Origin of the sequence: Streptomyces kaniharaensis (genome assembly GCF_009569385.1) — a bacterium.
GTDB classification, from domain to species: domain Bacteria; phylum Actinomycetota; class Actinomycetes; order Streptomycetales; family Streptomycetaceae; genus Kitasatospora; species Kitasatospora kaniharaensis.
The window spans coordinates 92,454-119,357 of record NZ_WBOF01000006.1 but is presented as its reverse complement, the minus strand read 5'-3'; the positions used below and the strand labels follow the sequence as shown (position 1 = coordinate 119,357).

The following is a 26,904-nucleotide window of genomic DNA, read 5'->3' as shown; positions in this document are numbered from 1 at the left end:
AGCCGCACCCGCCGACGGACGGGGCGCATGCGGCTGACAGGGGGCGCGCGGTGTTCCACACACCCCCACCCGCGTGGTCGGCTGGGGTGGTGTGCGGGCAGGCCGGACGGCAGTACCGCACCGGTCAAGTGGTCCAGTCCAATCCCGCCCTCGCAACAGGCCGCTCCACGCCCCCGGCGATAGACTGCCGAGCATGGGAGAGCGCTCGGGCGCTGCCATCGCGCCGCCCCTCGTGCTGGTCACCGACACCGACTCGCAGCTGATCGACCCGGGCCGGTCCTACCACGTCGGCCGCGACCCGACCAGCGAGATCGTCCTGGACGACCCCCGGGTCTCCTGGCACCACGCGGTCCTCCACACGATCGGCGACCACTGGCTGGTGGAGGACGTCGGCAGCACCAACGGCACCTACGACGAGGGCCGCCGGATCAGCAGCGAGGACGTCGGCCCCGGCACCCGGCTGCGCTTTGGCAACCCGGCCGACGGCCCGTCCGCGACCTTCGCCGGCGTGCCGCCGCCCACACCCGGCGAACGCCCGTCCCTGATCGCCCCGCAGAGCTCCGGCACCTTCCGCAGCCCCAGCGCCGTGATCCAGCTGCCCGCCCACACGGTACGGATCGGCCGCTCGCACGACAACGACCTCGTCCTGGACGACCTGGTCGTCTCCCGGTACCACGCCGAACTGCGCGAACTGCCCGGCGGCGGCCACGAGATCGTCGACCTGGAAAGCCACAACGGCACCTACCTCAACGGCCGCCCGGTGCAGCGGGCACCGGTCGGCCCCGCCGACATCATCGGCATCGGCCACTCCGCACTCTGCCTCGCCGACGGCCAGCTCGTCGAGTACACCGACACCGGCGAGATCTCGCTCGACGTGCAGAACCTGGTCGTCCGGGTCGGCCCGGACCACCGGGTGCTGCTGGACGGCGTCGGCTTCCCGCTCGCCGAGAAGGCGCTGCTCGCGGTGGCCGGCCCGAGCGGCGCGGGCAAGTCCACCCTCCTCAACGCGCTCACCGGGCTGCGCCCCGCCGACGAGGGCACGGTGCTCTACGACGGGCGCGACCTCTACCGGGACTACGCCGAACTGCGCCGCCGGATCGGCCTGGTGCCGCAGGACGACACCCTGCACACCCAGCTCACCGTCCGCCGCGCCCTCGCCTACGCCGCCGAATTACGCTTCCCCGGGGACACCGCCGCGCACGAGCGGGAGGCCAGGGTGGCCGAGGTGATCCACGAACTGGGCCTGGACAACCGGGCCGAGCAGGTGATCGCCAGCCTCTCCGGCGGCCAGCGCAAGCGGGTCAGCGTCGCCCTGGAGCTGCTGACCAAGCCCTCGCTGCTCTTCCTCGACGAACCGACCTCCGGCCTGGACCCGGGCATGGAGCGCTCGGTGATGCACATGCTGCGCGGGCTGGCCGACGACGGCCGCACGGTCGTCGTGGTCACCCACAGCGTGCTGAGCCTGAGCGTGTGCGACCGCCTGCTGGTGCTCGCCCCCGGCGGCCGGACCGCCTACTACGGGCCGCCGGGCGAGGCGCTGTCGTTCTTCGGCTTCGAGGAGTGGCCGGAGGCCTTCGAGGCATTCGAGAGCGAGGACCACGAGGCCTGGCAGCAGCGGTTCCGGGCCTCACCGCAGTACCAGCGGTACGTGGCGGCCGGGGCGGTGCCGTCGGTGACCACGCCGCGGCCGGCGACCCCGTCCATCGGGCCCGAGAAGCCGCAGAGCTGGCTCTCCCAACTGGGCACGCTGGTCCGCCGGTACACCTCGGTGCTCGCCGCCGACCGGCTGTTCCTCACCGTCATGCTGGTGCTGCCGTTCGTCATCGGCCTGATGTGCCGGGTGATCGCCGGCTCGCGGGTCTCCCAGGACAACGCCATCAACGTCCTCCTCACGCTCTGCATCGGCGGCCTGCTCACCGGCTCGGCCAACTCGGTCCGCGAGCTCGTCAAGGAGCGGGCGATCTACCAGCGGGAACGGGTGGTCGGGCTGTCCCGCTCGGCGTACCTGATCTCCAAGGTGGTGGTGCTCGGCGCGATCACGGTCGGTCAGGCCGCACTGCTCACCGTCGTCGGCCTGGCCGGGGTGAAGATCTCCCCCAAGGTGCCGCCCGGCGCCCCGCCGCCGGTGACGAGCGGCATCGTGATGCCGCAGCTCCCCGAGCTGATCATCGCGGTGGGGCTGCTCGCGTTCTCGGCGATGATGCTCGGGCTGGTGGTCTCGGCGCTGGTGGACAAGGAGGAGGCCACCATGCCGCTGCTGGTGCTCCTCTCGGTGGTCCAGATCGTCTTCAGCGGCCTGATGCTCAAGCTGCACGGCGTGCCCGGCCTGGAGCAGGTCGCCTGGCTGGTGCCCTCCCGCTGGGGCCTGTCGGCGATGGCCCGCACGGTCGACCTGCGCAACCTGTCCTTCCCGACCGCCCTCACGGCGGATCCGTTGTTCCGCCACGAACGGCCCGGATGGCTGTTCGGCATGGCCGTGCTGCCCGTGCTCTCGCTGGCGTACGGGCTGATCGTGCTGGCCCTGCTGCGGCGGCACGAGCCCGCCATCATGCGCAGGTAGCACCGCCGTCACGCGCGGCGGCGAAGCCGGGAAGGGCCCGGCCCCCGCCGGTAGAGTGGAAACCGACCTGTGGTGCGAGTGCCGCACGCAGCCGCGCCCCCGGCTCCGGCTCGCGCGGCGGAGGAAATGTAGCCGCCCATGGACGAGTTCGAGTTCGCGTTCCGCCCCACCCACGTCGCCCCGGCGGTCGGGATGGCCACCTGGGCGGCGCCGGACCCGGCCCGGCCCTCCGTCCGGCTGGACGCCCTGCTCCCGGTGCGGCTCATCGCCCGCCAGGGCGACTGGGCGCAGGTCCTCTGCTCCAACGGCTGGACCGCCTGGGTGGACGGCCGCCTGCTGATCGCCCTCCCGGACGTCCCGCCCGCCGCCGGCGCCCCGCCCGCTCGCACCGCCGACCCGCGCCCGGCCCTCGCCGACGTCGAGGGCGTGCTGGCCCAGTACCGGTCGATGCTGGAGAGCCTCGCGACGGGCGCCCTGGACCTGGAGTCCTTCCGGGACCAAGCCCGCGGTCTGCGGGTCGGCCTGGTCGTCGACGGCGAGGCGCTCTGGGTGTTCGACCCGGTGCACGACCGCTGGTGCTACTGCGACGGGCTCCAGCTCCAGACCTACGCGGCCACCGACCGGGCGTCGCCGGCCCCCTCGGCCACACCGGCGCACAGCCCGTACGCCCCCACCCGGACGGGTGAACCGTGATCCCGTCAGACCCGCGCCCCGCCCCCAGCCTGCCCTCCGGCATGGTCGGGCGGAAGGTCGCGGGCTACCGGCTGGAGGGCGAGATCGGCCGCGGCGGCATGGCCGTCGTCTACCGGGCGAAGGACCTGCGGCTCGGCCGGACCGTCGCGGTCAAGCTGCTGGCACCCGAACTGGCCCGCAACGAGGTGTTCCGGCAGCGGTTCATGCACGAGTCCGAGGCCGCCGCCGCGATCGACCACCCGCACATCATCCCGGTGTTCGAGGCCGGGGAGCACGACGGCATCCTGTTCATCGCCATGCGCTTCGTCCAGGGCGGCGACCTGCGCACCCTGATCAACCGGGGCGGCCCCTTCCCGGTCGAGCGGGCCGCCCGGCTGGCCCTGCAGATCGCCTCCGCCCTGGACGCCGCGCACGACCACGGCCTGGTCCACCGGGACGTCAAGCCCGGCAACGTGCTGGTGGCCGCCGGCACCGACAGCGAGCACCCCGAGCACCTGTACCTGGCGGACTTCGGGCTCACCAAGAAGTCGCTGTCGCTCAGCGGGCTGACCAGCGTCGGCCAGATCGTCGGGACGCTCGACTACGCGGCGCCCGAGCAGATCTCCGGCCACCCGCTGGACGGGCGCTGCGACCAGTACAGCCTGGGCTGCGTGGTGTTCGAGATGCTGGCCGGTACGCCGCCGTTCCGCCGCGAGAGCGACCTCGCACTGCTCTGGGCACACCTGAACGACCCGCCGCCCGCGCTGCGCGGCCACCGGCCCGACCTGCCGCCCGCCGTCGAGGCCGTGGTCGCCCAGGCGCTCGCCAAGGCGCCCCAGGAGCGGTACGCGTCCTGCCTGCAGTTCGTCGCCGAGCTGCGCGCCGCCATCGCCGTCGCGCCCGCCCGGGCCCCGGCGCCCGAACCGTGGAGCGAGGGCGGGCCGCCAACCCAGGTCGTCCCGGTGGCACCGGCCTTCGCCGCCGCACCGGCCCCCGTACCCGAGCCGCCCGCCTGGGCCGCGCCGGTCGTCCACCCGCCGCCGCGGTGAGGACCGCCGTCCGCCCGTCCGACCCGTCCGAAGGGAGCCGCCCGCCATGAACGCCGTCAGCCAGGTCTTCGTGATGATCGCCGCCGCGATCCACCTCGTGGTGTGGCCGCTGGAGAGCTTCCTGTACGGGCACCCACGGGTGCGCTTCCTGCTCACCGGCAGCACGGCGGACGCGCCGGAGGTCCGGCTGTGGCGCTTCAACGTCGGGTTCTACAACTTGTTCCTGGCGCTGGGCCTGGTAGCGGGCCTGACTCTGCTGCACACCGGGCACGTGATCTCCGGGCGCGCCGTGATCACGTACATCGCCGCGTTCATGATCGCCGGCGGGGTCGTGCTCTTCGTCTCGGAACCGAAGCTGTGGCGCGGCGCCCTCGGGCAGGCGGTGCCCCCGGCGGTCGCGCTGATCGCCCGGGCGTTCTGAGTCCGCGCCGCGGCCATCCGCTCACCGGCGCATCGGGATGTCGGCCGGCGGCTCCGTCCTCACCTCGCCCCGGCGCCCGACCCGGGCGGCGAGCAGTGCGCCCAGCCCGCCCACGAGCAGCCCCCAGCCGGCCGCCAGCGGCACGGCCGTCCACAGGTCCAGGCGCAGGGTGAGGCTGCCGCTGCCGAGGCCGGCCAGCGGGTTGGCACCGCCGAGGACGGCGCCGAGCAGGCCGCCGAGCCCGCCCTGGTCGACGCCGACGCCGAGCACGGACAGCCCGTAGTCGGCGCTCACCCGGGTCCACGCGCCGATCAGCGCGATGGTCACGGCGGCGGCGAGCGCGAGCCGGACGGCGTGCTGCCAGAGCGGGACCGTCCGCGGCGAGCGGTACGCGGCGAGGAACCCGGCGGCGAGCAGCAGGACGGCGGCGATCGGCAGCAGCCACCAAGCGCGCGGGTCGTGCTCGGCGAGGGTGCCGAGGCTCACCGTGGCCTGCTGCCCGTCCGGGGCGCGCAGCACCTCGGACAGCGGCTTGGGCACCGGCAGGCCGACCGCCCCGGTGAGCCGGCCGTGCCACTCGGCGCCGAGCCCGACCCCGAACGCCAGCCAGGCCAGGTCGGGCAGCGCCAGCAGCACGACGGCCATCGTGTGCCGGGCGTTGCCGTGGACGAGCGCGGTCAGCACGGCCGCCACCACGCCGATCGCCACGCAGGCGAGCAGCACCAGCCAGAGCGCGAACGCGGCGGGGCGCACGGCCTGCTGGTACGGCACCAGGGTGCCCGGCAGCGGCGCCCGGCGGGACACCGCGAAGGTGCCCGCGAGCACGGCCAGCAGCCAGGCCAGCCCGATCCCGATCGTGCTGGGCCCGTCCGCGTGAAAACCGACCTCGGGTGTCAGGCCGAGCGCGCCGCCGATGGACTGGACGAGGTCGTTGCCGAGCGGGACTTCGAAGGTGTGCCGGGCGCCGATGGTGAGCAGCACGAGGGCGAGCAGCCAGATCGCCACCGTGCGGCCGATCCGGCCGAGCAGTTCGCCACCGGCGGCCACCGCCCGGAAGCGCAGCTGGCGGAGGAACACCTCGGCCATCACCACCGCGCCGACCAGACCGACGGACAGCGGCATCGCGGTGATGCCGGCGTCCACCTGGGCGAAGTGCCCGGCACCGCCGTCGAGTTGGACGGATCCGCCGACGGCGAGCGCCAGTGTGGCGGCCAGGACGGCCGGGAAGCCGCCGTCCGGCAGGTCGTCGGCGCCGGCCGCCCAGAGGCCGAGCGCGGCCACCACCGCCATCGCGGCGAACCCGGCCACCACCACGGCGAGCGCGTCCAGCCAGCCGCGCGCGGCGCCGGGCGGGCCGGTTCTGGCCTGCTGCATGTCGCCTCCCGGAGTCGTTCGGTTTCCAGAGTGACCGACACCCGGCGGGCACGCTCGGCGACGTTCCCCTCACCTGCTGTTGCGACGGGCTGGGCCTCGGGGGAGAAATGAAGCCAGTGGCAGGAGCTTCCCGGGCCGACTGTCCGCGCCGGCCGCCTGTGAAACGGAGCCTCGATGAGTTCCCAACCGCCCCCGTCCGGCCCGCCGAGCGAGCCGCCCCACGGTCCCCCGTCCGGCCCGCTGGCCGGTCGCCCGTCGGGCGGTGGCGCGTCCGGCCCGCCGTCCGTCCCCCCGCCACCGTCGGGCCCATCCGGCCCGCCGTCCGGCCCGGGCGGCCCGCCCTCGGGTGGCCCCGGCGGTGCGCAGCACCGGCCGTGGTGGCGTTCGGGGCGCGGGATCGCGCTGGCCGCGGGCACCGTGGCGGTGGCCGTGCTGGCCACCGTGCTCATCGTGAACGGTCAGGGCGGCCACAACGAGATGGTGCCGGCCGCCAACGAGGTCGCCCTGCAGACGCCCACCGATCCCGGCCCGGACCCGTTCACCCAGTCGGTGGAGACCACCGCGGTGAGCGCCGCCCCGACGACCTCGCAGCCACAGCAGCCCAAACACACCACCACCTCGGCCCCGGCGCTGCACAGCGTTCAGGGGTCGTCCAGCGGGCTCTACGCCGGGACGAAGTCCAAGCCCGCCTGCGACACCGCACGGCTGACCGCGATGGTCTCCGCCGGCGCCGCCGGCAAAGCCTGGGCCTCCGCCGCGGGCATCGACCAGTCCGCGATCCCGGCCTACCTGCACTCGCTCACCACGGCCTACCTGCGGGTGGACACCCGGGTGACCAACCACGGCTACAAGAGCGGCGCCGTCACCGAGTACCAGTCCGTGCTCCAGGCCGGCACCGCCGTGCTGGTGGACGCGCAGGGAGTGCCCCGGGTGCGCTGCTCCTGCGGCAACCCGCTGAAGCCGCCGACGCTGGTGACGAACGCCACGTACACCGGGAAGGCCTGGACCGGCTTCCAGCCGTCCACACTGATCATCGTGGTGCCGGCGCCGCAGCCGGTGACCGAGCTCATCCTGGTCAACGTCGAGACGGGCGGCTGGTTCGCCCGGTTGACCGGGCGGATCGAGGTGGTCGACCGGACGGTCGAGCCACCCAAGGGCCCGCTGGCGCCCGGGATACCGCCGGCCGCGCCGATGATGCCGGGCACGCCGTCCGCCTCGTCCTCGACGTCGACCTCGGGCACGACGAGCTCCGGGTCCACGTCGGCGACGACCTCGGGATCGACGAGTACTTCGAGCAAGCCGTCGTCCTCCCCCGCGACCAAGTCGAGCCCACCGTCCTCGACCGCCTCGTCGTCCTCGTCCACGGGCACGCCCACCACGACGACGGCCACCACCAGCACCGCAACCGTGACGTCGTCCGCCGCCACGAAGGTGACACCGACGGCGACCTGTGCGACCACCGCGCCGTCCACGCTGCCGCCGTGCACGACCACATCGACCGCCACCGTGACCTGACACTCCACGCCTTGCTGCCACCGGCCGTTGCAGCCGGTGGCAGCAAGGCGCCCCAGGACGGCGGGGCGGCGGTGTCCTCGGGCCGGAGCACCGGCCCGTCCGCCGCGGGCTCAGTCCACGCAGGGAATGCCGCCCGCCTTGACCGCCGGCCCCTGCATCGGCAGGTTGGCGACCGGGTCGGTGGCGGCGTCGCCGGTCGGGGAGGCGGAGGGTGTCGCCGAGGGTGTGGCGGTGGGGGTGCCGGCGTGGCTGCTGCCGAGGGTGACCACGACCCGCCCGGCGGCCAGGCCGGACGCGGGGGTCGCGGTGACGCCGTAGCGGGCGGCGATCGCCTGGGCGTCGGCCCTGGCACCGCTGCCGTACGTCACCGTCGTGTTCTTCGCCCGGCCTGCCGCGTCGCCCACCCGGCCCGCGGGGTAGCCGAGTTCGGTGAGCGCCTTGGACTCGTCGGCCGCCGCGCCGGGGCCGGCCGCCGCCACGGCGAGCACGTCCACGGTCGCCTTGTCCTTCGCCGGCGTGGGCGCCGCCGTACCGGGCGAGGCACTGGGCGACGGGGCCGCGGAGTCGCCGCCGTCGGCGGGTGCGGCCGGGACGGGCGCCGGGTCGCGGCTGAACAGCTGCCGGACGATCTTCTTGATCAGGTCCGGGTTGACGGTGTTGACCTCCTGCCCGCCGATGGTCCTGAACCCGGCGATCGGCAGGGTGTTGAACTCGACGTTGCCGCCGGTGAGGTTGGGCGCCTGCTGGGCGAAGTCGAGGATGTTCCACTCGTCGTCGATGACGACGTCCTTCTTCACCACCCCGAACAGCTTCTGCATCTGCCCGAGGTCGTTGAAGATGCCCTGCTGCTTGAGCTTGTACTCCACCGAGGAGATGAACGCCTGCTGGCGGTGGGTGCGGTCGAGGTCGCCGTTGGTGAGGTGGTGGCGCTGGCGGACGAACGAGAGCGCCTTGGCCGCGTCGAGCGAGCTGACCCCGGCGGGGAGCTTGAGACCGGTGCCGCCGCCCTCGTGGTTCGCCGTGCGGGCGATGATCGGATCGTCGACCGGGTGGTTGAGGCAGACCTGGATCGGCTCGACCGCCTTGGCGATGTCGTAGAAGCCGATCAGGTTCACCTCCGCGAAGTGGTCGATCGGGATGCCGAGGAAGCTCTGCACGGTCTGGATGGTGGCCGAGCGCCCGGCCTCGCGGCTCTGCCGCTCCAGCTCCGCCTTGGAAAGGCCCTTGCTCGAGAGTTTCTGCTCGGCGGTCTCCTTGGCGATCCCGTACGCCTCCTTGATCTTGTGCATCCTGCCGTCCGCGCCGACGGTCTGCACGTAGTCGTCGCGCGGGACGGACAGCGCGGTCACCTTGCCGCCGTTGGCCGGGATGTGCAGGACGATCAGCGCGTTGGTGTTGTACCCGCCGATCTCGCTGGAGCCGGCGTGCAGTTCGTCCTCGACGAACTGCTTGGGCAGGTCGTTGCCGTCCATGTCCTTGCGGCTGTCGAGGCCGATCAGGAGCAGGTTCACCGACTTGTCGAGGTGCGGCGGGGCGTTCTTCTTGGCCTCGCCCAGCGCGCCGGACTTGGTCATGCCGTCGTCGAGGCTGCGGTACTCGTACCAGGTGAAGCCGCTGGCACCGAGCACGGCGACCGACACGGCACAGGCGATCGTGCGGCCGGCGACGGCCAGCGGGTCGGGGCCGGTGCGCGGGGCGCGCCCGCGGGTCCTCATGCGACCACCTCTCCCCCGGTCACCGGCCTGGGGTACACCCGGCACGCGGCGAGGGCACTCGCCCGTCCGCGCTTCTCGACGACGAACTCGCTCATGCGGTCAGCCACGACGGCTCCTTCGGTCGGTGGTGCCACCGCGGTCGGCCCGGCTCTCCGGCAGCCCGCGGCGATCGAGCACGGCCTTGACCACGACCACCAGCAGCGCGGCCCCCACCGCCGCCGCCATCACCGGGAACGCCCCCACGACCCAGCGCAGCGCGCCGGTGCCGAGCTTCCTGCCCTGGTACTTGTCACCGTTCCACAGGTACTCGGTCCCGGCCGCGGTGACCAGCACCACGAGCGGCGCGGCGGTCACCACCCACCAACGGCCCGCCCGGCCGCACAGCGCCGCGGCCAGCGCCGTGCCCAGCACGGCCGCGATCGCGAAGTACCGGCCGACGCCCGGGCCGCCCAGTTCGTCCGCGACGGCGCCGAGCACCGGCAGGCCGACCGCCGCCAGCACCGTCGGCACGCCACTGCGCCGCTGCGCCTGCTGCCTGCGCCGGGAGGCGGCACCCACCCGCCGGGCCCGCATCCCGCGCGCGGCGACCGGCTCGCCCGCGTCGGCGGACGACCGCTGGGCGGGGGCGGCGGGCTCGGCGGGGCGCGGGCCCGCCTCCTGGTACGGCGTTCTCGCCCGCTGCCCGGCCATGCGCACTTCCCTCGATCGTCCCTGCGACGGCGCGAGCGCGCCGCCGCTCCGGGTACCCGGACGGGAACCGTCCTGGCGACGGCTTCCGACTTCTACAGCGATGTAGAAGACGGGCTGGAGCATACAAACCCGCCCCGGCAAAAGTCATCCGCCGCGCTTCGGCATCGGCGGACCGCCCGGTGAGCCGCCGTCAGGACGGCCATGATCCCCGCCACGTCGGCACACCAACAGGAACGCGTCAGAGGCGCGGAGCGTCACCATGTTGGAGAGTCTGAGCAGTCTCGCGTGCAAGGCCACCGGCCTCGCCCGCGAGCACGGCGACGTGATCGGACGAGGTCCGGGCACGGTCGGCGGCATGATCGGCGGCAGGACGGAGCACGTCCGCCAGTACGAGCACCGAACGAAGTTCCGGGCGAACAGGGAGGAACCCCCAGCAGTGAGCGAAGAACGGAACGGACCGCGCTGGGGGCGCTGGCTCGCCGTCGGCCTCCTCGCGGCGGCCGGCTGGGGCGTGATTCGCGGCGGCGGCCACTCGGGTACGGCGACCTCCGCAGCCTCCCCCTCTGCGGCCGCGTCCGCCGCCTCCGCGACCCCGGCGTCCCCGGCGACCTCGGCGACCCCGTCGGCTCCGTCGGCTCCGTCCGGGCACTACGACCCCGCCGACTACGCGGCGCCCGTCCGCGACCACGCCGCCCAGGCCGGGATCAGCCCGCAGTTGCTCATGGCGATCCTGTACAACGAGTCGTACAAGCCGCACGACCCCGAGCTCGAACGGGCCTGGCAACGCAGCAAACCCGACGCCTCCTTCGGCATCGCCAACATGCACCGCGCCGCCTTCGACGACACCAAGCAGGGCCGCGACTTCGCCTCCCGCCGCTGGGAGGAACTCCCCGACGACCGCAACCTCGCCGTCCAGGCCGCCGCCTGGCACCTGCGCGACCTCGCGGACCAGCTCCCTGCCAAGCCCGCCACCACCCTCACCCGCGACGAACTCCTCGCCCTCGGCTACAACACGGGTGCCGGCAACATGCTCGCCTTCGCCCGCGGCGCCAAACCCGGCTCCCAGGCCCAGTCCTACCTCGACCGCCTGCACGACAACTGGCAGAAGTCCGGCGCCGCGGTGAAGTAGCACCCGTCCGGTGACGCCACGAGGCCCGCACGTCCCTCCGGACGTGCGGGCCTCGATGGTGTGCGGGTCAGGCGGAGGCCAGGTGGGCGGACCACTTGGCGCGCCAGGCGAGGGCGTCGGCGACGGCCTCGGCGATGGTGCGGCGCGGGGCCCAGCCGAGGAGCTCGCGGGCGGTGTCGACGGAGGCGTAGCAGCCGAGCACGTCGCCGGGGCGGGGGCCGGCCTCGCGGACGTCGAGGCGGGTGCCGACGACCTGTTCGAAGGCGGTGACCAGTTCGCGGACGGTGGTGCCGTCGCCCGTACCGACGTTGACGATCCGGTAGCGGTCCGCGGCGGCCGGGGCGATCACGTCGTCGAAGCGCAGGAGGGCCGCGACGTGGGCGTCGGCGACGTCCTGGACGTGGATGTAGTCGCGGATGCCGGAGCCGTCGCGGGTCGCCCAGTCGACGCCGGTGACGGTGAACGGGGTGCCGTCGCCGTGGGCCTCGATCAGCTTGCCGAGGGCGTGGCTGGGATTGAGGTCCTGGAGGCCGGTGCGCAGCTGCGGGTCGGCGCCGATCGGGTTGAAGTACCGCAGGGCGATGGCGCGCTGTTCCTCGGCGCCCTCGCCGCGCGTCCAGTCCCGGAGGATCTCCTCCATCATCTGCTTGGTGCGCGCGTACGGGCTGTTGGCCTCCACCGGGCAGGTCTCGTCGACGCGGCCGTCGGGGGTGGGGGCGTAGATGGAGGCCGAGCTGCTGAAGACCACGCGGGTGCAGCGGTTGCGCTGGAGGGAGTCCAGCAGCTCGATGGTCTTGGCGACGTTCTCCCGGTAGTAGTACAGCGGTTTGGAGACGGATTCCGGGACGACGATCCGGGCGGCGCAGTGCAGGGTGGCGTCGATGTCCGGGTGTTCGTCGAAGATCCGGTCGAGGAGGGCGGCGTCGGCGATGTCGCCCTGGTAGAAGATCCGGTCCTCGACGAACTCGGCGCGGCCCTTGGAGAGGTCGTCCAGGACGACCGGGGTGACCCCCTCGTCGAGCAGCGTGGATGCCACCGTGCTGCCGATGTAGCCCGCACCGCCCGTGATGAGGACCTTCTTCATACGCGACGCTCCCTGCACTCGTCCGGCCCCTGGTGGCGACCGGTTTCGAGAGCAGGGACGGTGGTTCGCAGCCGATGGTTCCACCGTCCCGCGGTCAACGACGGTTGCGGCGGCGGAGCCAGAAGCCGGCGACGACGAGGAGCACGGCCGCGGCGGCGGTGCCGACGGCGGCCCAGGTGGTCGCGTCGGAGGTCGTCTCGTGGGCGGCCTCCTGGGTTGCGTCGGGTGCGGAGGAGGAGGCGGGGGTGGTGCTCCTGACGGTCGGTGAGGCGCCGGTGGGCGTGGCGCTCGGAGGGACCGCGGGCCCCGCCGTGGAACTCCCGGTGGGAGTAACGGTGGGAGTGACGATGGGAGGCCCGACGGGAGTCGCCGTGACGGAGGGCATGGCGGACGTGGGGTCGGAGATGACCGCCGCATCGACGTCGAGTTCGCGCTCGCCGTGCCCGAGGGAGGGGAACGCGCAGTCGACGGTGATCCGCCAGTGCCCGGCGGGCAGGGTCTCGCGGGTGGTGTACGTCCCGGGGTGCTCGGGGACGGCGACCATCGGCCACGGTCCGACCGTGCGCCCGTCGGCGGAGGTCGCGGAGAGCGTGCCGGCGAACTCCTTGGTGACCGGATCACGGTCGTTCTCGAAGGTGGCGACGGTGGTGACGTGACCGTTCTGCGCGCCCGAGATCTCCAGGTGGACGGTGTCCCCGTGGGCGGCGGCCGGTGCGGCGGCGGGCAGGACGGCCGCCGCGGCGAGCGCGACGGAGGCGAGGAGGGGGCGGGTACGCATGGCGTGAACCTCCGGGGGGTGGGTGGGTGCGGGAATGCCGGTGGGGCCGGGTGCGGTCGCCGCCTGAGTGGTGGCGACCGCACCCGGCCCCGAGGGGGGAATCAGGAGGTCTTCTGCAGCGTCCAGTTCTGGTACGGCTGGTTGTTCGACTGCTGGAGCTCCAGCAGCCAACCACCGTAGTACCAGCGGTCGCTGACCCCGAGCACCAGCGAGGTGCCGGCCGCGGTGAGACTGTACCCGCCGCCGTTGGCGGTCAGCTGCCACTTCTGGGTGGCGGCGCCGGAGCACGGCTGCTGCGCGACGTACTGGCCGGCGACCGGATCGCCGCCCAGCTGCAGGCACTTGTCGGAGCGGACGGACTTGATCCGGACGGTGCCGTCACCCGCGTCGTCGAACACCCACTTCTGGTTGGCGTAGCCGGTGCGCTGGTAGGCGATCGCGACGGTGCCGTTGTTCATCGAGCTGCCCCACAGGTCGGCGGCCTGGCCGGTGAGGCCGTTCACCATGGTGTAGTGGGTGCCGGGCTGCGGGCGGCCGCCGTCGGCGGCGGTCTTGAAGGTGACGGTGCGGCCGGGCTTGGAGACCTTGCCGGCGTTGTCACGGGCGGCGACGGCCACGCTGTAGGACGTGCCGGGCGCGAGGCGGACCAGGCCGACCACGGTCGCGTGGACGGTGCCGACGCTCTGGCCGTTCAGCAGGACGTCGTAGCCGGCGGCGGCCGGGGTGGCCGGCCAGCTCAGCATGGCCGAGTTCTGCGTCACCTGGCTGACCGTCACGTCAGGACCGGTGGTCCCGGAGGTCGGGGTCGCGGTCGGCGACGGGGACCCGGTCGGGGTGGCGGTGGGGCTGCCGGTCGGCGTCGGGGTCGGCGACGGCGTGTGGGTGGGCGAGGGGGTCGAGGTCGGGCTCGTGCTCGGCGTCGGGGTGGAGGTGGGGCTCTTCGTGGACGTCGGCGTGGACGTCGGGGTGGGGGTCGGGTTCGGGTTCGGGCCGTTGCCCGCGATCAGGAAGCGGTTGTTGGCGACGTTCCAGTGCGTGGTCAGGTAGCTGCCGGGTGCCGGGTTGGTGTTGTAGTAGTCGTCGTGGTTGCAGTCGAGCCGGTCGTCGTGCGAACGGTCGGGGCAGACGGTCTTCATCTGCGGGTAGTACGGCGCGTCCGAGTAGCACATGAGGTCCCACTCGTCGACGCAGTGGCCGGCCTTGCTGGAGTTGGGCGCGCTGTTGTTCACCGCGCCGAGGTTGTGGCCGAGTTCGTGCGCGGCGGTGGAGCCGCTCCAGCAGCCGGAGTCGGTCCGGCCGTACGAGGGGCCGAAGTTGCTGATGTTGTCCTGGCCGGGGCGCTCGTCACCGGCGAAGGTGCCGATGCCGCAGTACACCTTGGCATCGGTGAACATCATGTACTTGCGGTCCTTGCGGTTGAACCCCTGCGCGGCCAGCGCGCTGTTGCTCGCGCTGAACTCCGCGATCTCGGAGTCGGAGACCTGCACGTTCAGCACCGAGACGCTGCAGTCGGGTTCGGTGACGAACCGGACGTGCCGGGCGCCGCCCGTCTCCTTGGCGCTCTCGTTGTAGATGACGTCGACGTCGGCCGCCCACTTCTTGAACGAGGCCAGGTACTGGGCGTAGCGGTCGTTGCCCGGGGTGTGCACGTACACCACCTGGACGCGGTTGCCGCTGCTGCCGTCGCCCTCACAGACGACGGACGATCCGGCGGGCGCGGCACCGGCCGTGTTCTGCTGCGGGGCGCCCGCGGCGTCGGCGAGCAGCGCCTTCTGCCCGGCGTCGATGACGGGCGCCGCACCCTTCACCAGGTCGGCGGCGGCCGGGGGCTGGGCGTTCGCGGCGGGGGTGAGCACGGGGGCCGGGGCGGCCGCGGCGGACACCGGCGGGATGTCCTTGTGGATGTCCACGTCCTTGGGCGGCGCGTCCGGGCCGTGGCTGCACAGCGAGACGCCGGACACCTCCAGCGAGCCGGCGCAGCGGTCGTTGCTCGGCAGGTTCAGACCGGCGTAGACCATCCCGCGGTCGGGCTGGTCCTTGGGTATCTCCTTGATCGGAGTCGCCTTCTCGTCCCGCTTCGGGGCGGCCGGCTTGCTGCCGCCCTCGGCGGTCCCGGTCTCGCCCGAACCGCTGCCGTCGTCGGCGACCACGCCCACACCGTCCACCGAACCGTTCGCCGCGGCCGTGACACTGGTGTGGCTCGCCGCCGGGTCGAGCGCCGTCTTGATGCCGAGCGCGCCCGCGACCAGCCCGGCCGCCACCGCCACGGCGACCAGCGTCGTCCTGCGGGTGAACCGACTCCGCCTCCGCCGACGGCGTTCCGTGCTCCGGTGTCCCATCGCGTTCCTTTCCTCGTGCGACGGCCCGCGCCCTGTGGTGACAGCGCCTGGGCCTTCCGACACTCAGGAGAGCGGATGGGACGTGAGTGAATAACAGAAACTTCTTTCGGAATTTTTCCGGGTTCGCGCCGGAGCCTTCGTGACGGACCGGCAGCGGCCACCCGGGCGCGCTGGAACGACTCCGGAAACGACGAAGCCGGGGAGCGCATTCGGGGGGTATGCGCTCCCCGGCAGGGGGTGGCAGCGGCCACCCCGGCCGGGGTCCGAGGGGCGTGGAACCCGGCGGCCGTGACCGGAATGCTAGACCTGCCGAGCGGCCCTGAACAGTACTCTGACCAGGCGATTTCCCGCCCCGAACATGCCAGGAGCGGACGGACCGTCAGGCCGCGGCCAGCGCCGGGCGAGCCACCGGGCGGGCGCCGCGGCCCTGGTGCAGCCGGGCCAGCGCGGCGGCCAGCGCGGCCTGGTCCCCCGCGAGCCAGAGGCGCAGGGCCGCGGACAGCGCGGCGCTCGCCGGGCCGGTCGCCGGGCCGCCGGCTCCGGACACCTGCGCCCCCAGCAGCGGCAGCAGGTCGGCGACCGGCGCGGGCAGCCACAGCGTCACGGCGCAGGGCGCGGGCCGGGCCAGGACGCGGCGCAGCCGGAGCGTGGCGGCCTCGCCGTACAGGGCGGGGATGACGTCCAGCAGGCCGTCCACCGCCACGTCGGAGACGTCACCGCCGTGGCCGCGCGCCAGGGTGCGCAGCAGTGCCCGCTCGGCGGCGCTGATCCGGACGGTCAGCATCACTTCGTCGTCGCAGTCCATGGGTCGCGGTTCCCGTCTCGTGGCGTCGGACCGGTGTCGTCGGGTTTCCTGCCCTCAGCCGCCGTCCGCCACCGGCGTGATCAGGCCGTAGTGGCCGTCGTAGCGGCGGTACAGCACCCGACCGCGGCCGTCGGCAGGGTCGGTGTGGAAGACGAACGGTCCTCCGGTGAGCCAGAGCTGCCGGGCCGCCTCGGCAAGGTCGAGGCGGTGGGCCGGATCGGGGTGCTCGCTGATCGGGAGGGTGGCGGCACCGCAGGGGCCGACCGCCCGGACCGCCCGCAGCAGGCCGAGGCCGCCGCCCGGCGGGTAGCGGTGGATCAGGCTGTCCTGGCCGGTGTCGGTGTCGGCGAAGAGGTGGAACCCGAAGTCCAGCGCCAGCATCTCGCGCGCGGCCTGCTCGGTCGTGCGGCGGCCGAGGACGACCGGTTTGCACCGGGCGATCCGCCGTTCGGCGAGCGGGCGAACGGTGTACTGCGGGCGGTAGGCGCTCTCGTGGACGGCGGCGAAGCCGATGTCGCCCTGCTCCAGCAGCCTGGCGGCCCGCCCGGCCAGGGTGCCGAGCACCAGGTCGACGGCCTCGCGGGCGGTGACGGCGGCGAGCTGCACCCGGACCGGCCCGGCGCCGTCCAGCTCCGCGACGGCCTGTGCCAGGGCGGGCCGGGTGACCGCCCGGTCGCGAACCCGGGTGAGCCGGACCCGGGCGGAGCGCGTGCCGGGGCCGAGCCCGGCGACCAGATCGAGCGCCTGAGCCCGAACGTACTCGGCGTCCTCGTGCGGTAGCTCGCCGCGGATCTCCACGCGCACGTCGAGGGCGGGCCGGTGGCGCAGACGGGTCATCAGGGAACCTCCTTCTCCGGGACCATGCTGGACCTCCCGGCGCCCAGCGGCGAGGGCCGAAAGACCCTGCTTCCGGCAGACCCTTGACTCCGCGTTCCCGCACGTCGGGTCAGTGGACGGGGCCCGTGGCGCGGTCGGGCGGACGAGGGCCGTCGATCGGCCGTTCGGGTGATCCACCCGCGCGCGGCGCAACGCTCGTCCAACCGGCGCGTTGCCCATGGCGTGCGCCCTCTGGGAAGGGCGCATGTGGGGTTCCGCGCTAACCGGTCCCCCACGTACCGGCCGGCGCGGCGGCGCATCCCGCGGTACCGCCGCACCGGCCCATCTGTGAGAGGTAGTTGTCATGACGACCGAGACGCTGGCGACGGCCGCGCCCCCGAGTCCGCCCGTGTCCCCGCAAACGCCCGACAGCGCGCAACCGCCCGAGACCGCGCGACCGGACGGCACCGCTCAACCCACCGCCTGCCCGAGGAACGCCCCACCCGCAGCCGCCGCGGCCGTCCCCCCGCTCGCCCCCGGCGCGCTCCCCGGCCTCGGCCACGCCGTGGCCCTGCTGCGCGACCCGCTCGGCTTCCTCGGCTCGCTAGCCCGCCACGGCGGCGTGGTCCGCGTCCGCCTCGGACCGCGGACCGTCTGCGTCGTCACCGACGCCTCGCTCGTCCACACCCTGCTCGTCGCACGCGCCTACGACTGTCCGCGCGGAGCCGTCCAGGACACCCTCAGGACGGCCTTCGGCGACGGCCTGCTGATGTCCGAGGGCCAGGCCCACCGCGACCGCCGCCGGGTGATCCAGCCCGCCTTCGGCCCGGACCGGATGGCCGGGTACCTGGCCGTCATGCACCAGGTCACCGAGGAACGGGCCGCACGCTGGCAGCCGGGCCGGCTCCTCGACGTGGCCAGGGAGATGAACCACCTCGCGCTGGAGATCGTCACCCGTTCGCTCTTCGGCGCCCGGCTCGGCGAGGAGGCCGCGCTCGCCTTCCACCGGGCGCTGCCGGACCTGGTGAAGGGCCAGATCGTCCAGTCCCTCTATCCGCACCCGGCGCTGGCCCGGCTGCCGCTGCCGGTCAACCGCCGGTTCGACGCCGCCGTCCGGGTGCTCAACGACGTCGTCGACCAGGCCGTCGACCGGGCCGTCGACCGGGCCGTCGACGGGTACGCGGGGCAGGACGCTCCGGTCGGCACGCTGCCCGCCCTGCTGCGTGCCGCCACCGACCCGGCCACCGGCCGCCCGCTCACCGAGGCGGACGTCCGGTCCGAGGCGATCACCATGTTCGGCGCCGGCACCGAGACCGTCTCCACCACGCTCACCTGGCTCATCGACGAACTCCTGCGCCACCCGCAGGTCGAGGCCCGCATGCTCGCCGAACTCGACGAGCACCTGCCCGCCGGCACCGTCCCGACCCCGGAGGCCCTGGCCCGGCTCCGCTACACCCACAGCGTCACGCGGGAGGTGGTGCGGCTGCACGCGCCCAACGCCTTCCTGATGCGCACCGCCCAGGTGCCGGTCGAGCTCGGCCCCTACCGGATCCCCGCCGGCACCGAGCTGCTCTACAGCCTCACCGCGCTGCACCGCGACCCGGTGCGCTACCCCGACCCGCTGCGCTTTTGCCCCGAGCGGTGGCAGGACGGCGGCGCCGGGCGGCAGTCCTTCCTGCCGTTCGGGGCGGGCAAGCACAAGTGCATCGGCGAGGCGTTCGCCTGGGCCGAGCTGACCGTCGCGGCGGCGGCGATCCTGCGCCGCTGGCGGCCGGTGGCCGTCCCCGGGGCGCGGGCGCGCGAGGTGGTGTGGACGACCGTCCAGGCACAGGGCCTGCAAGTCCGGCTGGCCCCGCGCGAGGATCACCGGCCACGGGCGCGTGAGACGGGTCCGGTCTCCGCGCCCCGACTCCCGCGCCCGCAGAGCGACCTGGCCACGACCGCCGTCCGGCACGCCGAGTGGGCGGTCGGCCACGGTCTGCTCACCCGGCCCGAGCTGCCCCGCTACCAGGCCTACGCCCTGCCCGAGTTGATCGGCCGCGCCTTCCCCCGCACCCGGGGCGCCGACCTCGACCTGCTGGTGGACATGCTCGGCTGGTACACCATCCTCGACGACCGCTTCGACGGCTCGCCCGGGTGCCTCCCCGCCGAGGCCCGGGCCGTCGTGGAGCCGCTGATCGCCGTCGTGGACGGAACCGCGCCGAGCGCCGGCGAGGACCAACTCACCACGGCCTGGCGTGAACTGTGGGACCGCCAGACCGCCGCCGCGTCCCCCGCCTGGCGAGCCCGGGCCGCCCGCGAGTGGCAGGCCTGCCTGTCCACCTTCCCCGCCGAGGCGCAGCACCGCGCCCACGGCACCGTCCCTCACCTCGGCCTTGCCGAAACGATGCTGCTGCGCCGCCACGGCAGCTGCCTCTACCCGTTCATGAACATACTGGAACGCGTCCACGGTGCCGACGCGCCCGCCGCACTGCACGCCGACCCCGACCTGCGCCGCCTGCGCGCCCACACCGCCGACGCCGCCACCCTGATCAACGACCTGTACTCGCTGGACCGCGAGGAACGCCAGGGCACCGCCGCGTTCAACACCGTGCTCGCCCTGGAACACGCGAGCGGCTGCACCCGCAGCCGGGCCGCCGAGGCGGTCCGGGCCCGGATCGCGCAGCTGTGCACGGAGAGCGAGGCGCTCCGCCGCGACCTGCTCGGCCGCCACCCGGCCGGCCGGTGGTACCTCGACGGCACCCGGGAACTGGTCGACGGCGTCCAGGCCTGGACCAGTACCAGCGAACGCTACCGGTAGCGCGCGGGCACCCGGCTCATTTGCGGTCGCCGAGCGCGAACAGCAGGAGCACGAAGCCGGCGAACAGGTGCGTGGCGAAGATGTAGACCCCCGCCCGGATGAGCATGGCCTTGCGGCGGCTCTTCTCCTCGCGCGTGCTGTCGCCGGCGTTCTCGCTCATGGCAGGGGTTCTCCTCGGGTGGTGCGGGCGGGGGTGGCCGGGATGCGGTGGGGCGTGCGGCTCAGCGGCCCGTTCAGCGGGCGCCGGGCCCGCGCAGTTCGGTGAGCAGCGCGCCCTGGTCGGTGATCAGCTCGGTCAGGATCCGGCGGGCGGCCCGCAGGAGCTCGGCCACGTCCGGGGTGCTGAGCGCGTACACCACGGTGTTGCCCTCGCGGGTGGCCGTGACCAGCTGGGTGCGGCGCAGCACCGCGAGCTGCTGGGAGAGGTTCGACGGCTCGACCTCGATCTCCGCCAGCAGCTCGCGCACCGGCCGGGGGCCGTCCTGGAGCAGCTCCAGCACCCGGATCCGGACCGGGTGCCCGAGGGTGCGGAAGAACTCCGCCTTGGCCTGGTACAACGGGACCGGCATCGTCCGCTCTCTCCCTCGTCTGCGGCTGGTGGGCGGCCGGGTGCGCAGGGACCGCACGACCGGCAAGCATCATCATCGCAGATGAAGATTTCTTCAAGTCGTCACAGCCCCGGGTAGCGTCCACAGGTGCCCGGGCGTGACGGCACCCTCGCCCCGTGGCGAGCAAGGGCCGAGCCCGGGAAGCTGCCAGCTCCCGGGCTCGGCCGTCACTATGGCGTTTCCGTCAGCAGACTACGGGGACGTCCACCGTCACCGGGGCGGAAAAGCGGGAAAAGGACGACACGCTGAAGCTCGCGTGCACGGTCGAACCGCACGCGACCTTGCCGCCGACCCCGCCGACACGCACGGCGCTGACCGTGAACACGGTGCCCCCGCGCACCGCGCCGAGCGCGTTGCCGCCGACGACGTCGGCGGACAGGCTCGTGATCAGCTCCTCGGGCCGCGGCGGCCACGGGGTGCCCGGGCTCGGCGGACCGGCCAGGGAGATCTGCCCCCAGAGCTGGACGTCGTCACCGGTGACGTCGGCGCAGACCTTGGTCATCAGACCGGCCTGGAGGCCGGAGGCGCCGCAGGTCGTCGTTTTAGTGGCGGCGGCCGGTGCGGCGGCGACCGGTGCGGCGACCGCCGTGGCGGGCGCCGCGAGCAGGGCGGCAGCAGCCGCCACGGCCAGCGCAGTTCGATTCATGACTTCCTCCCGGAAGGGACGAGAGCAAACGGGACAAGTGGGCACATGGAAATACACCGTGCCACATATGCCATTTCACATGTGGCATGACGACACTTTGCCATGCGATTCCCATGCCATGACCTCGGTTCTGCCTTCGAAAGAGGCGCCAGGCCGAAAGCAGACCTGCAATGGCGCAAACGCATCCCAGACGGCGAGCGGGTCGTTGGACCCGGTATGAAGCGCCTCCTCGCCGCTGCCGCGACCCTCCTCGCCCTGGTCGCCGCCGGCCCGCCGCCCGCGTCCCTGCTCGGCGCCGAGATCCGCCGCATCCCCACCGACGAGCGGGTCGTCGCGCTGACCTTCAACGCCGCCTGGGACGAGACCGGCCTCGAGACCGTCCTCGCCGTCCTGCGCGACCGCGCCGCCCCCGCCGCCTTCTTCCCCACCGGCGACTTCGCCGACCGGAACCCGGGCGCCGTCCGCACCATCGCCGCCGCCGGACACGGCCTCGGCAACCACTCCTACAGCCACCCGCAGTTCGCCGGACTCACGCGGCAACAGGCCCGCGGCGAAGTCCAGCGCGCCGACACGGCCATCCGTCGCGCGGCCGGCACGGACCCGCTCCCGTTCTTCCGCTTCCCGTACAGCGAGACAACGCCCGAGGCGACCGCCACCGTCAACGAACTCGGGTTCGCCGACCTCGAGTTCACCACCGACACCAACGGCTACCTCGGCCCCGCGCACGGGATGACCGCCGCCCGCGCCACCGAGCGCGCCCTCGCCGCCCTCACCCCCGGCGCCATCCTCCAGCTCCACGTCGGCGCCACCGAAGAGGGCGGCGGCCAGTGCCTCGACGCCGAGGCTCTCCCGGCGATCATCGACGGCGCCCGGAGCCGCGGCTACCGCATCGTCGACCTCCGCACCCTGCTCAGCGGCTGAGTCGCTCCGCAGACGGCGCCGTCGGGCGGGGCCCGACGGATCGGCTTCAGCCGAGCGAGGCCCGCAGGGCGGTGATGCGGGCGAGGGCGGCGTCGAAGGCGGCCCGGTCGAGGCGGCCGGAGTCGAGGGCGGCGGCCACGGCGGCAGCCGCGTCCTCGGCCTGCTGCGGATCGCGGGCGGAGCAGAGGAGCAGGTCCATGCCCGCGTCGGCCGCGGCGACGGCGCGGGTGCCGGTGTCGCCGTACGGGGCCAGCGCGCCCGCCTCCAGGGCGTCGGTGACAGTGACGCCCCGGAAGCCGAGGCGGCTGCGGAGTTCGCCCTGGACGACGGTGGGCGAGAGGCCGGCCGGGCGCTCGGGGTCGAGCGCCGGGTAGACCGCCCAGGAGGCCATGACCAGGCGGACGCCCGCGGCGATGGCCGCCCGGTAGGGCTCCTCGCCGCGGGCACGCAGGTCGGCGAGCGGGACGGGGAGGGTGACCGGGCGTTCGTCGGTGTTCTCGTCACGGGCGGCGGAGCCGAGACCGGGGAAGTGCTTCGCGGTGGCGGCGACGCCGAGGCCCTGCTGCGCGGCCAGGAAGGCGCTGCCCAACTCCCCCACCACGAACGGGTCCTGTCCGTACGAGCGCTCGTGGTGGTCGATGAAGTTGCCGGGGGTGTCGTAGACGTCGACCACGGGTGCGAGGTTGACGTTGAGGCCCGCGTCCGCGAGGTTCCGCCCCGCGCCGGCTCCCGAACGGCTCGCCTCTGCGACGGGGTCGGGCGAGGCCGCGGTGGCACGGGCGGAGAGTTCGGGGGCGCCGGGGAGCCGGCGGACCTTGCCGCCCTCCTGGTCGGTCATCAGCAGCAGCGGCTCCGGCACCGGCGACTCGGCCGCTGCCTGCCGCAACCGGCCGACGGCGTCCGCCAGTTGATCGGGGCTGGTGGCGTTCTCGCCGAACAGGATGACCCCGGCCGCCCGGCCTTCCCGGATAGCCTGGAGCACGGCCGGCGGCGGGGTCGGCCCTGGGTAGGAGTAGACGATCCGGCGGCCGGCGAGCAGACGGGAATCGGTGCTGGGCATGGCGGCGGTCCTCCCCACCGGGCCGGACGGGCGCCGCCCCGCCGGTGCCGCCGCCGAACCGGCCGCGACCGGCACGAGCGCGGCGGCCAGGACCGCGAGCACCGCCACGAGCGGGGCGGTGCGCCGGAGCGAAAGCATCGGGCCTCCCGGAGCCGGGACGACGGGAACAGGACGACGGGAACAGGACGACGGGTACGGTCCGTCAGCGTACCGAAGCCCGCACCACCGAAGGCGGTTCGACACCCACCCTCAGACCCTGGCGCGCCACCACTCCACGGTGGCCCGGAACTGCTCCTCGACCGGGGTGGCACGCAGCGTGAAGGCGGCCTCGTACGCGGAGGCGTCCAGCACGAACGGGCGGTCGAACTGGTAGCGGACCTCGCGCAGTTCGCGGAGCAGCGGGCTGAACAGCCCCGCCAGGCCCAGCACCGCCGGAGGCAGCCGTCGTACCGTGATCGGGCCGGTCTTCGCCTCGGCGGCGAGCCCGTCGACCATCTGCCGGACGGACCGGGCGGGGGCCGTGGGCACGTGCCAGGCCCGGCCCCAGGCGCGTTCGTCGGCCGCGGTCTCGACCAGGGCGCCGGCCACGTCGGGGAGGTACGTCCAGCTGTGCGGCGCGTCCGGGTCGCCGAGCACCGAGACGGACCTGCCGGCCAGGATGCGCGGTACGACGCGCGCGGCGAGGTGGCCGCCGTCGGTCACCCCGGGGCCGAAGAAGTCGCAGGCGCGGACCTCGACCACCCGGATCCGGCCGGCCTCGTGGAGGGCGCGTGCCTGCTCCCAGATCGCCGCCCGTACCCGGCCCTTGGTGCCGGTGGCGGCGAGCGGCAGGTCCTCGGTGAGGGGGCCGTCCACCGGGCCGTAGCCGTAGAGGTTGCCCAGCAGGACGAGCACCGCGCCGGTCGCCTCAGCGGCGGCGAACAGCGAGGAGGCGAGCGGCGGCCACGCCGTGGCCCAGCGATGGAGGGGCGGCGCGGCGCAGCCGTGAATCGCGGTGGCGCCGCGCGCGGCCTCGGTCAGCCGCTCGGGGACCGCCGCGTCCAGCGCGAGGTGCTCGATGCCGGGCTCGGGGGCACGGCCCGACCGGGTGACCACCCGTACCTCGTGCCCCTGCTCGGCCAGCAGCCGAGCGGTGGCCGCCCCCGCGGGCCCGTATCCGACAACCAGATGAGAACTCACCCGCACACCCTACCGGGGCCGTTGACGTCTCCCCACGACCGCGCCACGCCGGACTGTCGCCGCCTGCTGACCGGGTGCGGCCGCCCGGGTCGGGGTGTAGCCAGCACCACCCCGGAAACGGAAGCGTGCATGATCGATCGTCAGGCCCGGCTCGGACAGGATCTTTCCCGTGAAGACATCAGCAACCCGCACCCGTCGTGCCGCCCTCGCCGTCGCCGCCGCAGTCCTGGCCGGCCTCGCCCTGCCGGCCACGGCGAGTGCCGCACCGAACGACGCCCGCAACCCCGGCGACGCCGAGGCCGCACCGGCCCGCTACACCCACCAGACCCTCGGCTGGCAGCCGTGCACCGGGCAGCCGGCCCTGGACTGCGCCACCATGGCCGTCCCCCGCGACTGGCACCACCCGGGCACCGGGGCCGACCTGACCATCGCCGTCTCCCGGCACCGGGCCGGTGACCCCGCCAAGCGGAAGGGCACGCTGCTGATGGCCGCCGGCGGGCCGGGCGGGACGGGTCTGATGCGGCCGATGAACCTGGCCAACGGCGCCCCCAAGGTCGCCGCCGCGTACGACATCGTGAGCTTCGACCAGCGCGGGGTGGGCGAGAGCACCCGGGCGGTGTGCCAGACGCCCGAGGAGTTCCAGGAGTTCCTGGCCGGCGACTACCGCGACCAGTCCCCGGAGGCGATCGACCGCGTCGTCGCCAACGCGCAGAAGCTGGCCGCCGGTTGCCAGGAGCGCAGCGGCGACCTGCTGCCCTACCTGACCACCGAGCAGACGGCCCACGACATCGACCTGTTCCGCGCGCTGCTCGGCGAGAAGAAGATCAGCTACTACGGCCCCTCCTACGCCTCGATGATCGGCGCCTACTACGGGACGCTCTTCCCGCACCGGGTCGAGCGGATGGTGCTGGACAGCAACATCGGCTTCGAGGGCACCTGGGAGCAGTTCGAGCTGGGCCAGCCGATGAGCTTCCAGCGCCGCTTCGACGAGGATTTCGTGCCCTGGCTCGCAGCCCGTGACAGCACCTACCACTGGGGCTCGACCCCGGAGGAGGTCCACGCGCACTGGGAGCAGCGCCGCGCCGCGCTGCACGACGACCCGATCACCGCGGGCACCCTGACCATCGGCCCCAACCAGCTGGACAACGGCGCGATCGGGGCGATCTACGGGGAGGCCAACTTCCCGATCCTCGCGCAGGCACTGACCGCGGTCGACAACTGGCAGGGCGCCGATCCGGCGGCCAGGACCCTCGCCGGTAAGGTCTTCGGCCATTACCTCAGCCCGGAGTTCCTCGCCGAGTACTTCTCGGTGACCTGCGCCGACACCCCGTGGACCCGGGACATGGACACCTGGATCGAGCGCGGCGCCGAGAACACCGCGCGCTGGCCGCTGGTCGGCGCCCGGACGCTGGCCTTCAGCGCGGTCTGCGCGGCCTGGCCGACGGCCCCCGCGCCGAAGGTCAAGGTGACCGGCGCCCACCTGCCGACGGTCCTGATGCTGAACTCGGTGCACGACCCGGCCACGTACTACGAGGCCGCGCTCGGCGCCCACCGCGCGCTGCGCGGCTCGCGGCTGGTCACCGTCGCCGGCAATGGCGACCACGGCCAGTACCCCTCGGCCAACACGTGCGTCACCGACGTCGTCGAGCGCTACCTGTTGGACGACCGCGCGCCCGAGCACGACCTCACCTGCCAGTCCCCGAAGGCGAGTTGACGGATCCGGTGCCGGCTGACCGCACCCGCCACGAGGGTGCGGTCAGCCGGCGTCGCGGCGTGTGCCCAGTCGGGTGCGGAGCCAGGCGAAGGCGGCGGCGAGCCCGGCGAATCCGCCGACGGCGAGCTTGATCCCGCCCTTGGCGACCAGCCAGCCGACCCCCGGGACGCTCCAGCCCAGCCAGTGGAACATCGCCAGCACGACGGCCGATCCGCACACGATCGCCAGCACGGTGGCCGCGACGGCGGCGGCGCGGGAGAGTTCACGCGGCTCGGAGGCATCGACGGCGCTGCCACCGGAAGGATGACCAGAGGAACCGTTCGTCAGATCGCTCGTATCCCCAAGACCCATGCGGATGATCCTACGGCGTCACCGCGAAGCGAGGTGCGTGTCCCCGCAGTGCTCGCCCGTCTCGTCGTCGGGGAAGCTGACGGCCAGGGTGACGCGGTACTCGTGAAGGTCCTCCCGGTGCCCCGGCACACGGGCCCAGGCGAGCGAGTGCACCTCGGCCTCGGGGGCCTGGCGGCACCACGCGGCCGCCTCCTCCAGCGCCCGCGCCGCCGAACGGCCGGTACACACCACGGCGGTGTACGCGGCCACGGCGACGTCACCACCGCTGCGGCAGACCCGCGACACCGCCCGGACGGCGGCCGCCGCCTGGGTGAGGTCACGGGCCAGGTCGTCGACCACTCTCGCGGGTGCCGGCAGGACCACCGGCCCCTTGGCGACGGTCTCCGGCAGGTTCGCGCTCACAATCCGGGCCTCCATCCACGCGGTCACGCGGCACAGCATGCCGCGCCGAGCATCCCGGAATGCCCGCTTTCATCCGAACATCACCCGTCCAGGGCCCAGTTGGGGCCGTAGCCTGGTGCCGACGCATCCGTCCTGGTAGGGGGACGGCCCCGGTGTCCGCGATCCGCGCAGGTCAAGCCGACGGGCGCGCCAACTTCCCACGACGACAAGAGCAACGATGCGTCAACTTCTCGGTGGGTCGCAGGCCACCTCACGGCCACCTCAGTCCTGTCGGAT

The 26,904-nt window shown here is 73.8% G+C and carries 24 protein-coding genes; 9 read left to right on the top strand and 15 right to left on the bottom strand.

Features of this window, described 5'->3' with window-relative positions:
- Nucleotides 1-193: 193 nt before the first annotated feature.
- The 4 genes from F7Q99_RS37665 (at nt 194) to F7Q99_RS37650 (ending at nt 4,702) form a co-directional block, all read left to right on the top strand.
- Nucleotides 194-2,560 (top strand): ABC transporter ATP-binding protein/permease, encoded by a 2,367-nt coding sequence (locus F7Q99_RS37665; protein ID WP_153471247.1) that lies wholly within the window; start codon nt 194-196, stop codon nt 2,558-2,560.
- Between the two features lie 138 nt (nt 2,561-2,698).
- The gene (locus tag F7Q99_RS37660) at nt 2,699-3,253 is read left to right on the top strand and encodes an SH3 domain-containing protein (protein ID WP_153471244.1); all 555 of its coding nucleotides are present in this window, start codon (nt 2,699-2,701) and stop codon (nt 3,251-3,253) included.
- 41 nt (nt 3,254-3,294) lie between these two features.
- On the top strand, nt 3,295-4,281 hold the full coding sequence (locus F7Q99_RS37655; RefSeq protein WP_153471477.1) for a serine/threonine-protein kinase: 987 nt from the start codon (nt 3,295-3,297) through the stop codon (nt 4,279-4,281).
- A 46-nt stretch (nt 4,282-4,327) separates the two neighbouring features.
- Nucleotides 4,328-4,702 carry a DUF1304 domain-containing protein gene (locus tag F7Q99_RS37650; RefSeq protein WP_153471241.1) on the top strand — a complete coding sequence of 125 codons (375 nt, stop codon included), beginning with the start codon at nt 4,328-4,330 and terminating at the stop codon, nt 4,700-4,702.
- Between the two features lie 21 nt (nt 4,703-4,723).
- Here the strand turns inward: F7Q99_RS37650 and F7Q99_RS37645 are convergent, their stop codons facing one another.
- Entirely contained in the window at nt 4,724-6,076 is a 1,353-nt protein-coding gene (locus tag F7Q99_RS37645) for a streptophobe family protein (RefSeq protein ID WP_153471238.1), read from the bottom strand.
- Nucleotides 6,077-6,250: 174 nt separating this feature from the next.
- Here F7Q99_RS37645 and F7Q99_RS37640 point away from each other — a divergent pair, with 174 nt between their 5' ends.
- The gene (locus F7Q99_RS37640; RefSeq protein ID WP_153471235.1) at nt 6,251-7,591 is read left to right on the top strand and encodes a DUF6777 domain-containing protein; all 1,341 of its coding nucleotides are present in this window, start codon (nt 6,251-6,253) and stop codon (nt 7,589-7,591) included.
- A gap of 110 nt (nt 7,592-7,701) precedes the next feature.
- Here the strand turns inward: F7Q99_RS37640 and F7Q99_RS37635 are convergent, their stop codons facing one another.
- Complete coding sequence (locus F7Q99_RS37635; protein ID WP_230211303.1) at nt 7,702-9,306, bottom strand: LCP family protein; 1,605 nt, start codon at nt 9,304-9,306, stop codon at nt 7,702-7,704.
- A gap of 99 nt (nt 9,307-9,405) precedes the next feature.
- The gene (locus F7Q99_RS37630) at nt 9,406-9,996 is read right to left on the bottom strand and encodes a DUF6542 domain-containing protein (protein ID WP_153471232.1); all 591 of its coding nucleotides are present in this window, start codon (nt 9,994-9,996) and stop codon (nt 9,406-9,408) included.
- 259 nt (nt 9,997-10,255) lie between these two features.
- Between F7Q99_RS37630 and F7Q99_RS37625 the strand changes: the two genes are divergently transcribed.
- Nucleotides 10,256-11,125 carry a lytic transglycosylase domain-containing protein gene (locus F7Q99_RS37625; protein WP_407697916.1) on the top strand — a complete coding sequence of 290 codons (870 nt, stop codon included), beginning with the start codon at nt 10,256-10,258 and terminating at the stop codon, nt 11,123-11,125.
- Nucleotides 11,126-11,192: 67 nt separating this feature from the next.
- Here the strand turns inward: F7Q99_RS37625 and galE are convergent, their stop codons facing one another.
- The 5 genes from galE to F7Q99_RS37600 form a co-directional block, all read right to left on the bottom strand.
- On the bottom strand, nt 11,193-12,209 hold the full coding sequence (gene galE / locus F7Q99_RS37620) for a UDP-glucose 4-epimerase GalE (protein ID WP_153471229.1): 1,017 nt from the start codon (nt 12,207-12,209) through the stop codon (nt 11,193-11,195).
- Nucleotides 12,210-12,303: 94 nt separating this feature from the next.
- The gene (locus F7Q99_RS37615; RefSeq protein ID WP_153471226.1) at nt 12,304-12,987 is read right to left on the bottom strand and encodes a hypothetical protein; all 684 of its coding nucleotides are present in this window, start codon (nt 12,985-12,987) and stop codon (nt 12,304-12,306) included.
- 101 nt (nt 12,988-13,088) lie between these two features.
- Entirely contained in the window at nt 13,089-15,254 is a 2,166-nt protein-coding gene (locus F7Q99_RS37610; RefSeq protein ID WP_153471223.1) for an RICIN domain-containing protein, read from the bottom strand.
- A gap of 451 nt (nt 15,255-15,705) precedes the next feature.
- Nucleotides 15,706-16,131 carry a hypothetical protein gene (locus F7Q99_RS37605; protein WP_153471220.1) on the bottom strand — a complete coding sequence of 142 codons (426 nt, stop codon included), beginning with the start codon at nt 16,129-16,131 and terminating at the stop codon, nt 15,706-15,708.
- Nucleotides 16,132-16,185: 54 nt separating this feature from the next.
- Nucleotides 16,186-16,968: a sigma 54 modulation/S30EA ribosomal C-terminal domain-containing protein gene (locus F7Q99_RS37600; protein ID WP_153471217.1), complete on the bottom strand. Its 783-nt coding sequence runs from the start codon at nt 16,966-16,968 to the stop codon at nt 16,186-16,188.
- A gap of 343 nt (nt 16,969-17,311) precedes the next feature.
- Here F7Q99_RS37600 and F7Q99_RS37595 point away from each other — a divergent pair, with 343 nt between their 5' ends.
- On the top strand, nt 17,312-19,747 hold the full coding sequence (locus tag F7Q99_RS37595; RefSeq protein ID WP_153471214.1) for a cytochrome P450: 2,436 nt from the start codon (nt 17,312-17,314) through the stop codon (nt 19,745-19,747).
- Nucleotides 19,748-19,763: 16 nt separating this feature from the next.
- On the opposite strand, the gene F7Q99_RS40670 is transcribed toward F7Q99_RS37595, so the two are convergent.
- The 3 genes from F7Q99_RS40670 to F7Q99_RS37585 all read right to left on the bottom strand — a co-directional run bounded on the left by F7Q99_RS40670 (nt 19,764) and on the right by F7Q99_RS37585 (nt 21,001).
- Nucleotides 19,764-19,907, bottom strand: coding sequence for a DUF6126 family protein (locus tag F7Q99_RS40670; RefSeq protein ID WP_195911412.1), 144 nt, complete (start codon nt 19,905-19,907; stop codon nt 19,764-19,766).
- A gap of 73 nt (nt 19,908-19,980) precedes the next feature.
- A complete protein-coding gene (locus tag F7Q99_RS37590; protein ID WP_153471211.1) occupies nt 19,981-20,316 on the bottom strand; it encodes an ArsR/SmtB family transcription factor in 336 nt (111 codons plus the stop codon).
- 223 nt (nt 20,317-20,539) lie between these two features.
- A complete protein-coding gene (locus F7Q99_RS37585; RefSeq protein ID WP_153471208.1) occupies nt 20,540-21,001 on the bottom strand; it encodes a hypothetical protein in 462 nt (153 codons plus the stop codon).
- A 216-nt stretch (nt 21,002-21,217) separates the two neighbouring features.
- On the opposite strand from F7Q99_RS37585, the gene F7Q99_RS37580 reads away from it, so the two are divergent.
- Entirely contained in the window at nt 21,218-21,922 is a 705-nt protein-coding gene (locus F7Q99_RS37580; RefSeq protein ID WP_153471205.1) for a polysaccharide deacetylase family protein, read from the top strand.
- 46 nt (nt 21,923-21,968) lie between these two features.
- On the opposite strand, the gene F7Q99_RS37575 is transcribed toward F7Q99_RS37580, so the two are convergent.
- Together F7Q99_RS37575 and F7Q99_RS37570 are read right to left on the bottom strand one after the other, a co-directional pair.
- Nucleotides 21,969-23,120: a glycoside hydrolase family 3 N-terminal domain-containing protein gene (locus F7Q99_RS37575; RefSeq protein ID WP_153471202.1), complete on the bottom strand. Its 1,152-nt coding sequence runs from the start codon at nt 23,118-23,120 to the stop codon at nt 21,969-21,971.
- Nucleotides 23,121-23,231: 111 nt separating this feature from the next.
- Complete coding sequence (locus F7Q99_RS37570) at nt 23,232-24,161, bottom strand: NAD-dependent epimerase/dehydratase family protein (RefSeq protein WP_326847547.1); 930 nt, start codon at nt 24,159-24,161, stop codon at nt 23,232-23,234.
- Between the two features lie 169 nt (nt 24,162-24,330).
- Between F7Q99_RS37570 and F7Q99_RS37565 the strand changes: the two genes are divergently transcribed.
- Nucleotides 24,331-25,875, top strand: a complete 1,545-nt coding sequence (locus F7Q99_RS37565) for an alpha/beta hydrolase (protein ID WP_326847546.1) — start codon at nt 24,331-24,333, stop codon at nt 25,873-25,875.
- Between the two features lie 42 nt (nt 25,876-25,917).
- On the opposite strand, the gene F7Q99_RS37560 is transcribed toward F7Q99_RS37565, so the two are convergent.
- Both F7Q99_RS37560 and F7Q99_RS37555 read right to left on the bottom strand, forming a co-directional pair.
- On the bottom strand, nt 25,918-26,226 hold the full coding sequence (locus F7Q99_RS37560; RefSeq protein WP_153471199.1) for a hypothetical protein: 309 nt from the start codon (nt 26,224-26,226) through the stop codon (nt 25,918-25,920).
- Between the two features lie 18 nt (nt 26,227-26,244).
- Nucleotides 26,245-26,655 carry a hypothetical protein gene (locus tag F7Q99_RS37555; protein WP_153471196.1) on the bottom strand — a complete coding sequence of 137 codons (411 nt, stop codon included), beginning with the start codon at nt 26,653-26,655 and terminating at the stop codon, nt 26,245-26,247.
- Nucleotides 26,656-26,904: the final 249 nt, after the last annotated feature.

Bases quoted from the DNA above. Each gene is read 5' to 3' on its own strand.
- F7Q99_RS37665 (WP_153471247.1), top strand. From the start codon at position 194: ATGGGAGAGCGCTCGGGCGCTGCCATCGCGCCGCCCCTCGTGCTGGTC.
- F7Q99_RS37660 (WP_153471244.1), top strand. From the start codon at position 2,699: ATGGACGAGTTCGAGTTCGCGTTCCGCCCCACCCACGTCGCCCCGGCG.
- F7Q99_RS37655 (WP_153471477.1), top strand. From the start codon at position 3,295: ATGGTCGGGCGGAAGGTCGCGGGCTACCGGCTGGAGGGCGAGATCGGC.
- F7Q99_RS37650 (WP_153471241.1), top strand. From the start codon at position 4,328: ATGAACGCCGTCAGCCAGGTCTTCGTGATGATCGCCGCCGCGATCCAC.
- F7Q99_RS37645 (WP_153471238.1), bottom strand. From the start codon at position 6,076: ATGCAGCAGGCCAGAACCGGCCCGCCCGGCGCCGCGCGCGGCTGGCTG.
- F7Q99_RS37640 (WP_153471235.1), top strand. From the start codon at position 6,251: ATGAGTTCCCAACCGCCCCCGTCCGGCCCGCCGAGCGAGCCGCCCCAC.
- F7Q99_RS37635 (WP_230211303.1), bottom strand. From the start codon at position 9,306: ATGAGGACCCGCGGGCGCGCCCCGCGCACCGGCCCCGACCCGCTGGCC.
- F7Q99_RS37630 (WP_153471232.1), bottom strand. From the start codon at position 9,996: ATGGCCGGGCAGCGGGCGAGAACGCCGTACCAGGAGGCGGGCCCGCGC.
- F7Q99_RS37625 (WP_407697916.1), top strand. From the start codon at position 10,256: ATGTTGGAGAGTCTGAGCAGTCTCGCGTGCAAGGCCACCGGCCTCGCC.
- galE (WP_153471229.1), bottom strand. From the start codon at position 12,209: ATGAAGAAGGTCCTCATCACGGGCGGTGCGGGCTACATCGGCAGCACG.
- F7Q99_RS37615 (WP_153471226.1), bottom strand. From the start codon at position 12,987: ATGCGTACCCGCCCCCTCCTCGCCTCCGTCGCGCTCGCCGCGGCGGCC.
- F7Q99_RS37605 (WP_153471220.1), bottom strand. From the start codon at position 16,131: ATGGACTGCGACGACGAAGTGATGCTGACCGTCCGGATCAGCGCCGCC.
- F7Q99_RS37600 (WP_153471217.1), bottom strand. From the start codon at position 16,968: ATGACCCGTCTGCGCCACCGGCCCGCCCTCGACGTGCGCGTGGAGATC.
- F7Q99_RS37595 (WP_153471214.1), top strand. From the start codon at position 17,312: ATGACGACCGAGACGCTGGCGACGGCCGCGCCCCCGAGTCCGCCCGTG.
- F7Q99_RS40670 (WP_195911412.1), bottom strand. From the start codon at position 19,907: ATGAGCGAGAACGCCGGCGACAGCACGCGCGAGGAGAAGAGCCGCCGC.
- F7Q99_RS37590 (WP_153471211.1), bottom strand. From the start codon at position 20,316: ATGCCGGTCCCGTTGTACCAGGCCAAGGCGGAGTTCTTCCGCACCCTC.
- F7Q99_RS37585 (WP_153471208.1), bottom strand. From the start codon at position 21,001: ATGAATCGAACTGCGCTGGCCGTGGCGGCTGCTGCCGCCCTGCTCGCG.
- F7Q99_RS37580 (WP_153471205.1), top strand. From the start codon at position 21,218: ATGAAGCGCCTCCTCGCCGCTGCCGCGACCCTCCTCGCCCTGGTCGCC.
- F7Q99_RS37575 (WP_153471202.1), bottom strand. From the start codon at position 23,120: ATGCTTTCGCTCCGGCGCACCGCCCCGCTCGTGGCGGTGCTCGCGGTC.
- F7Q99_RS37560 (WP_153471199.1), bottom strand. From the start codon at position 26,226: ATGGGTCTTGGGGATACGAGCGATCTGACGAACGGTTCCTCTGGTCAT.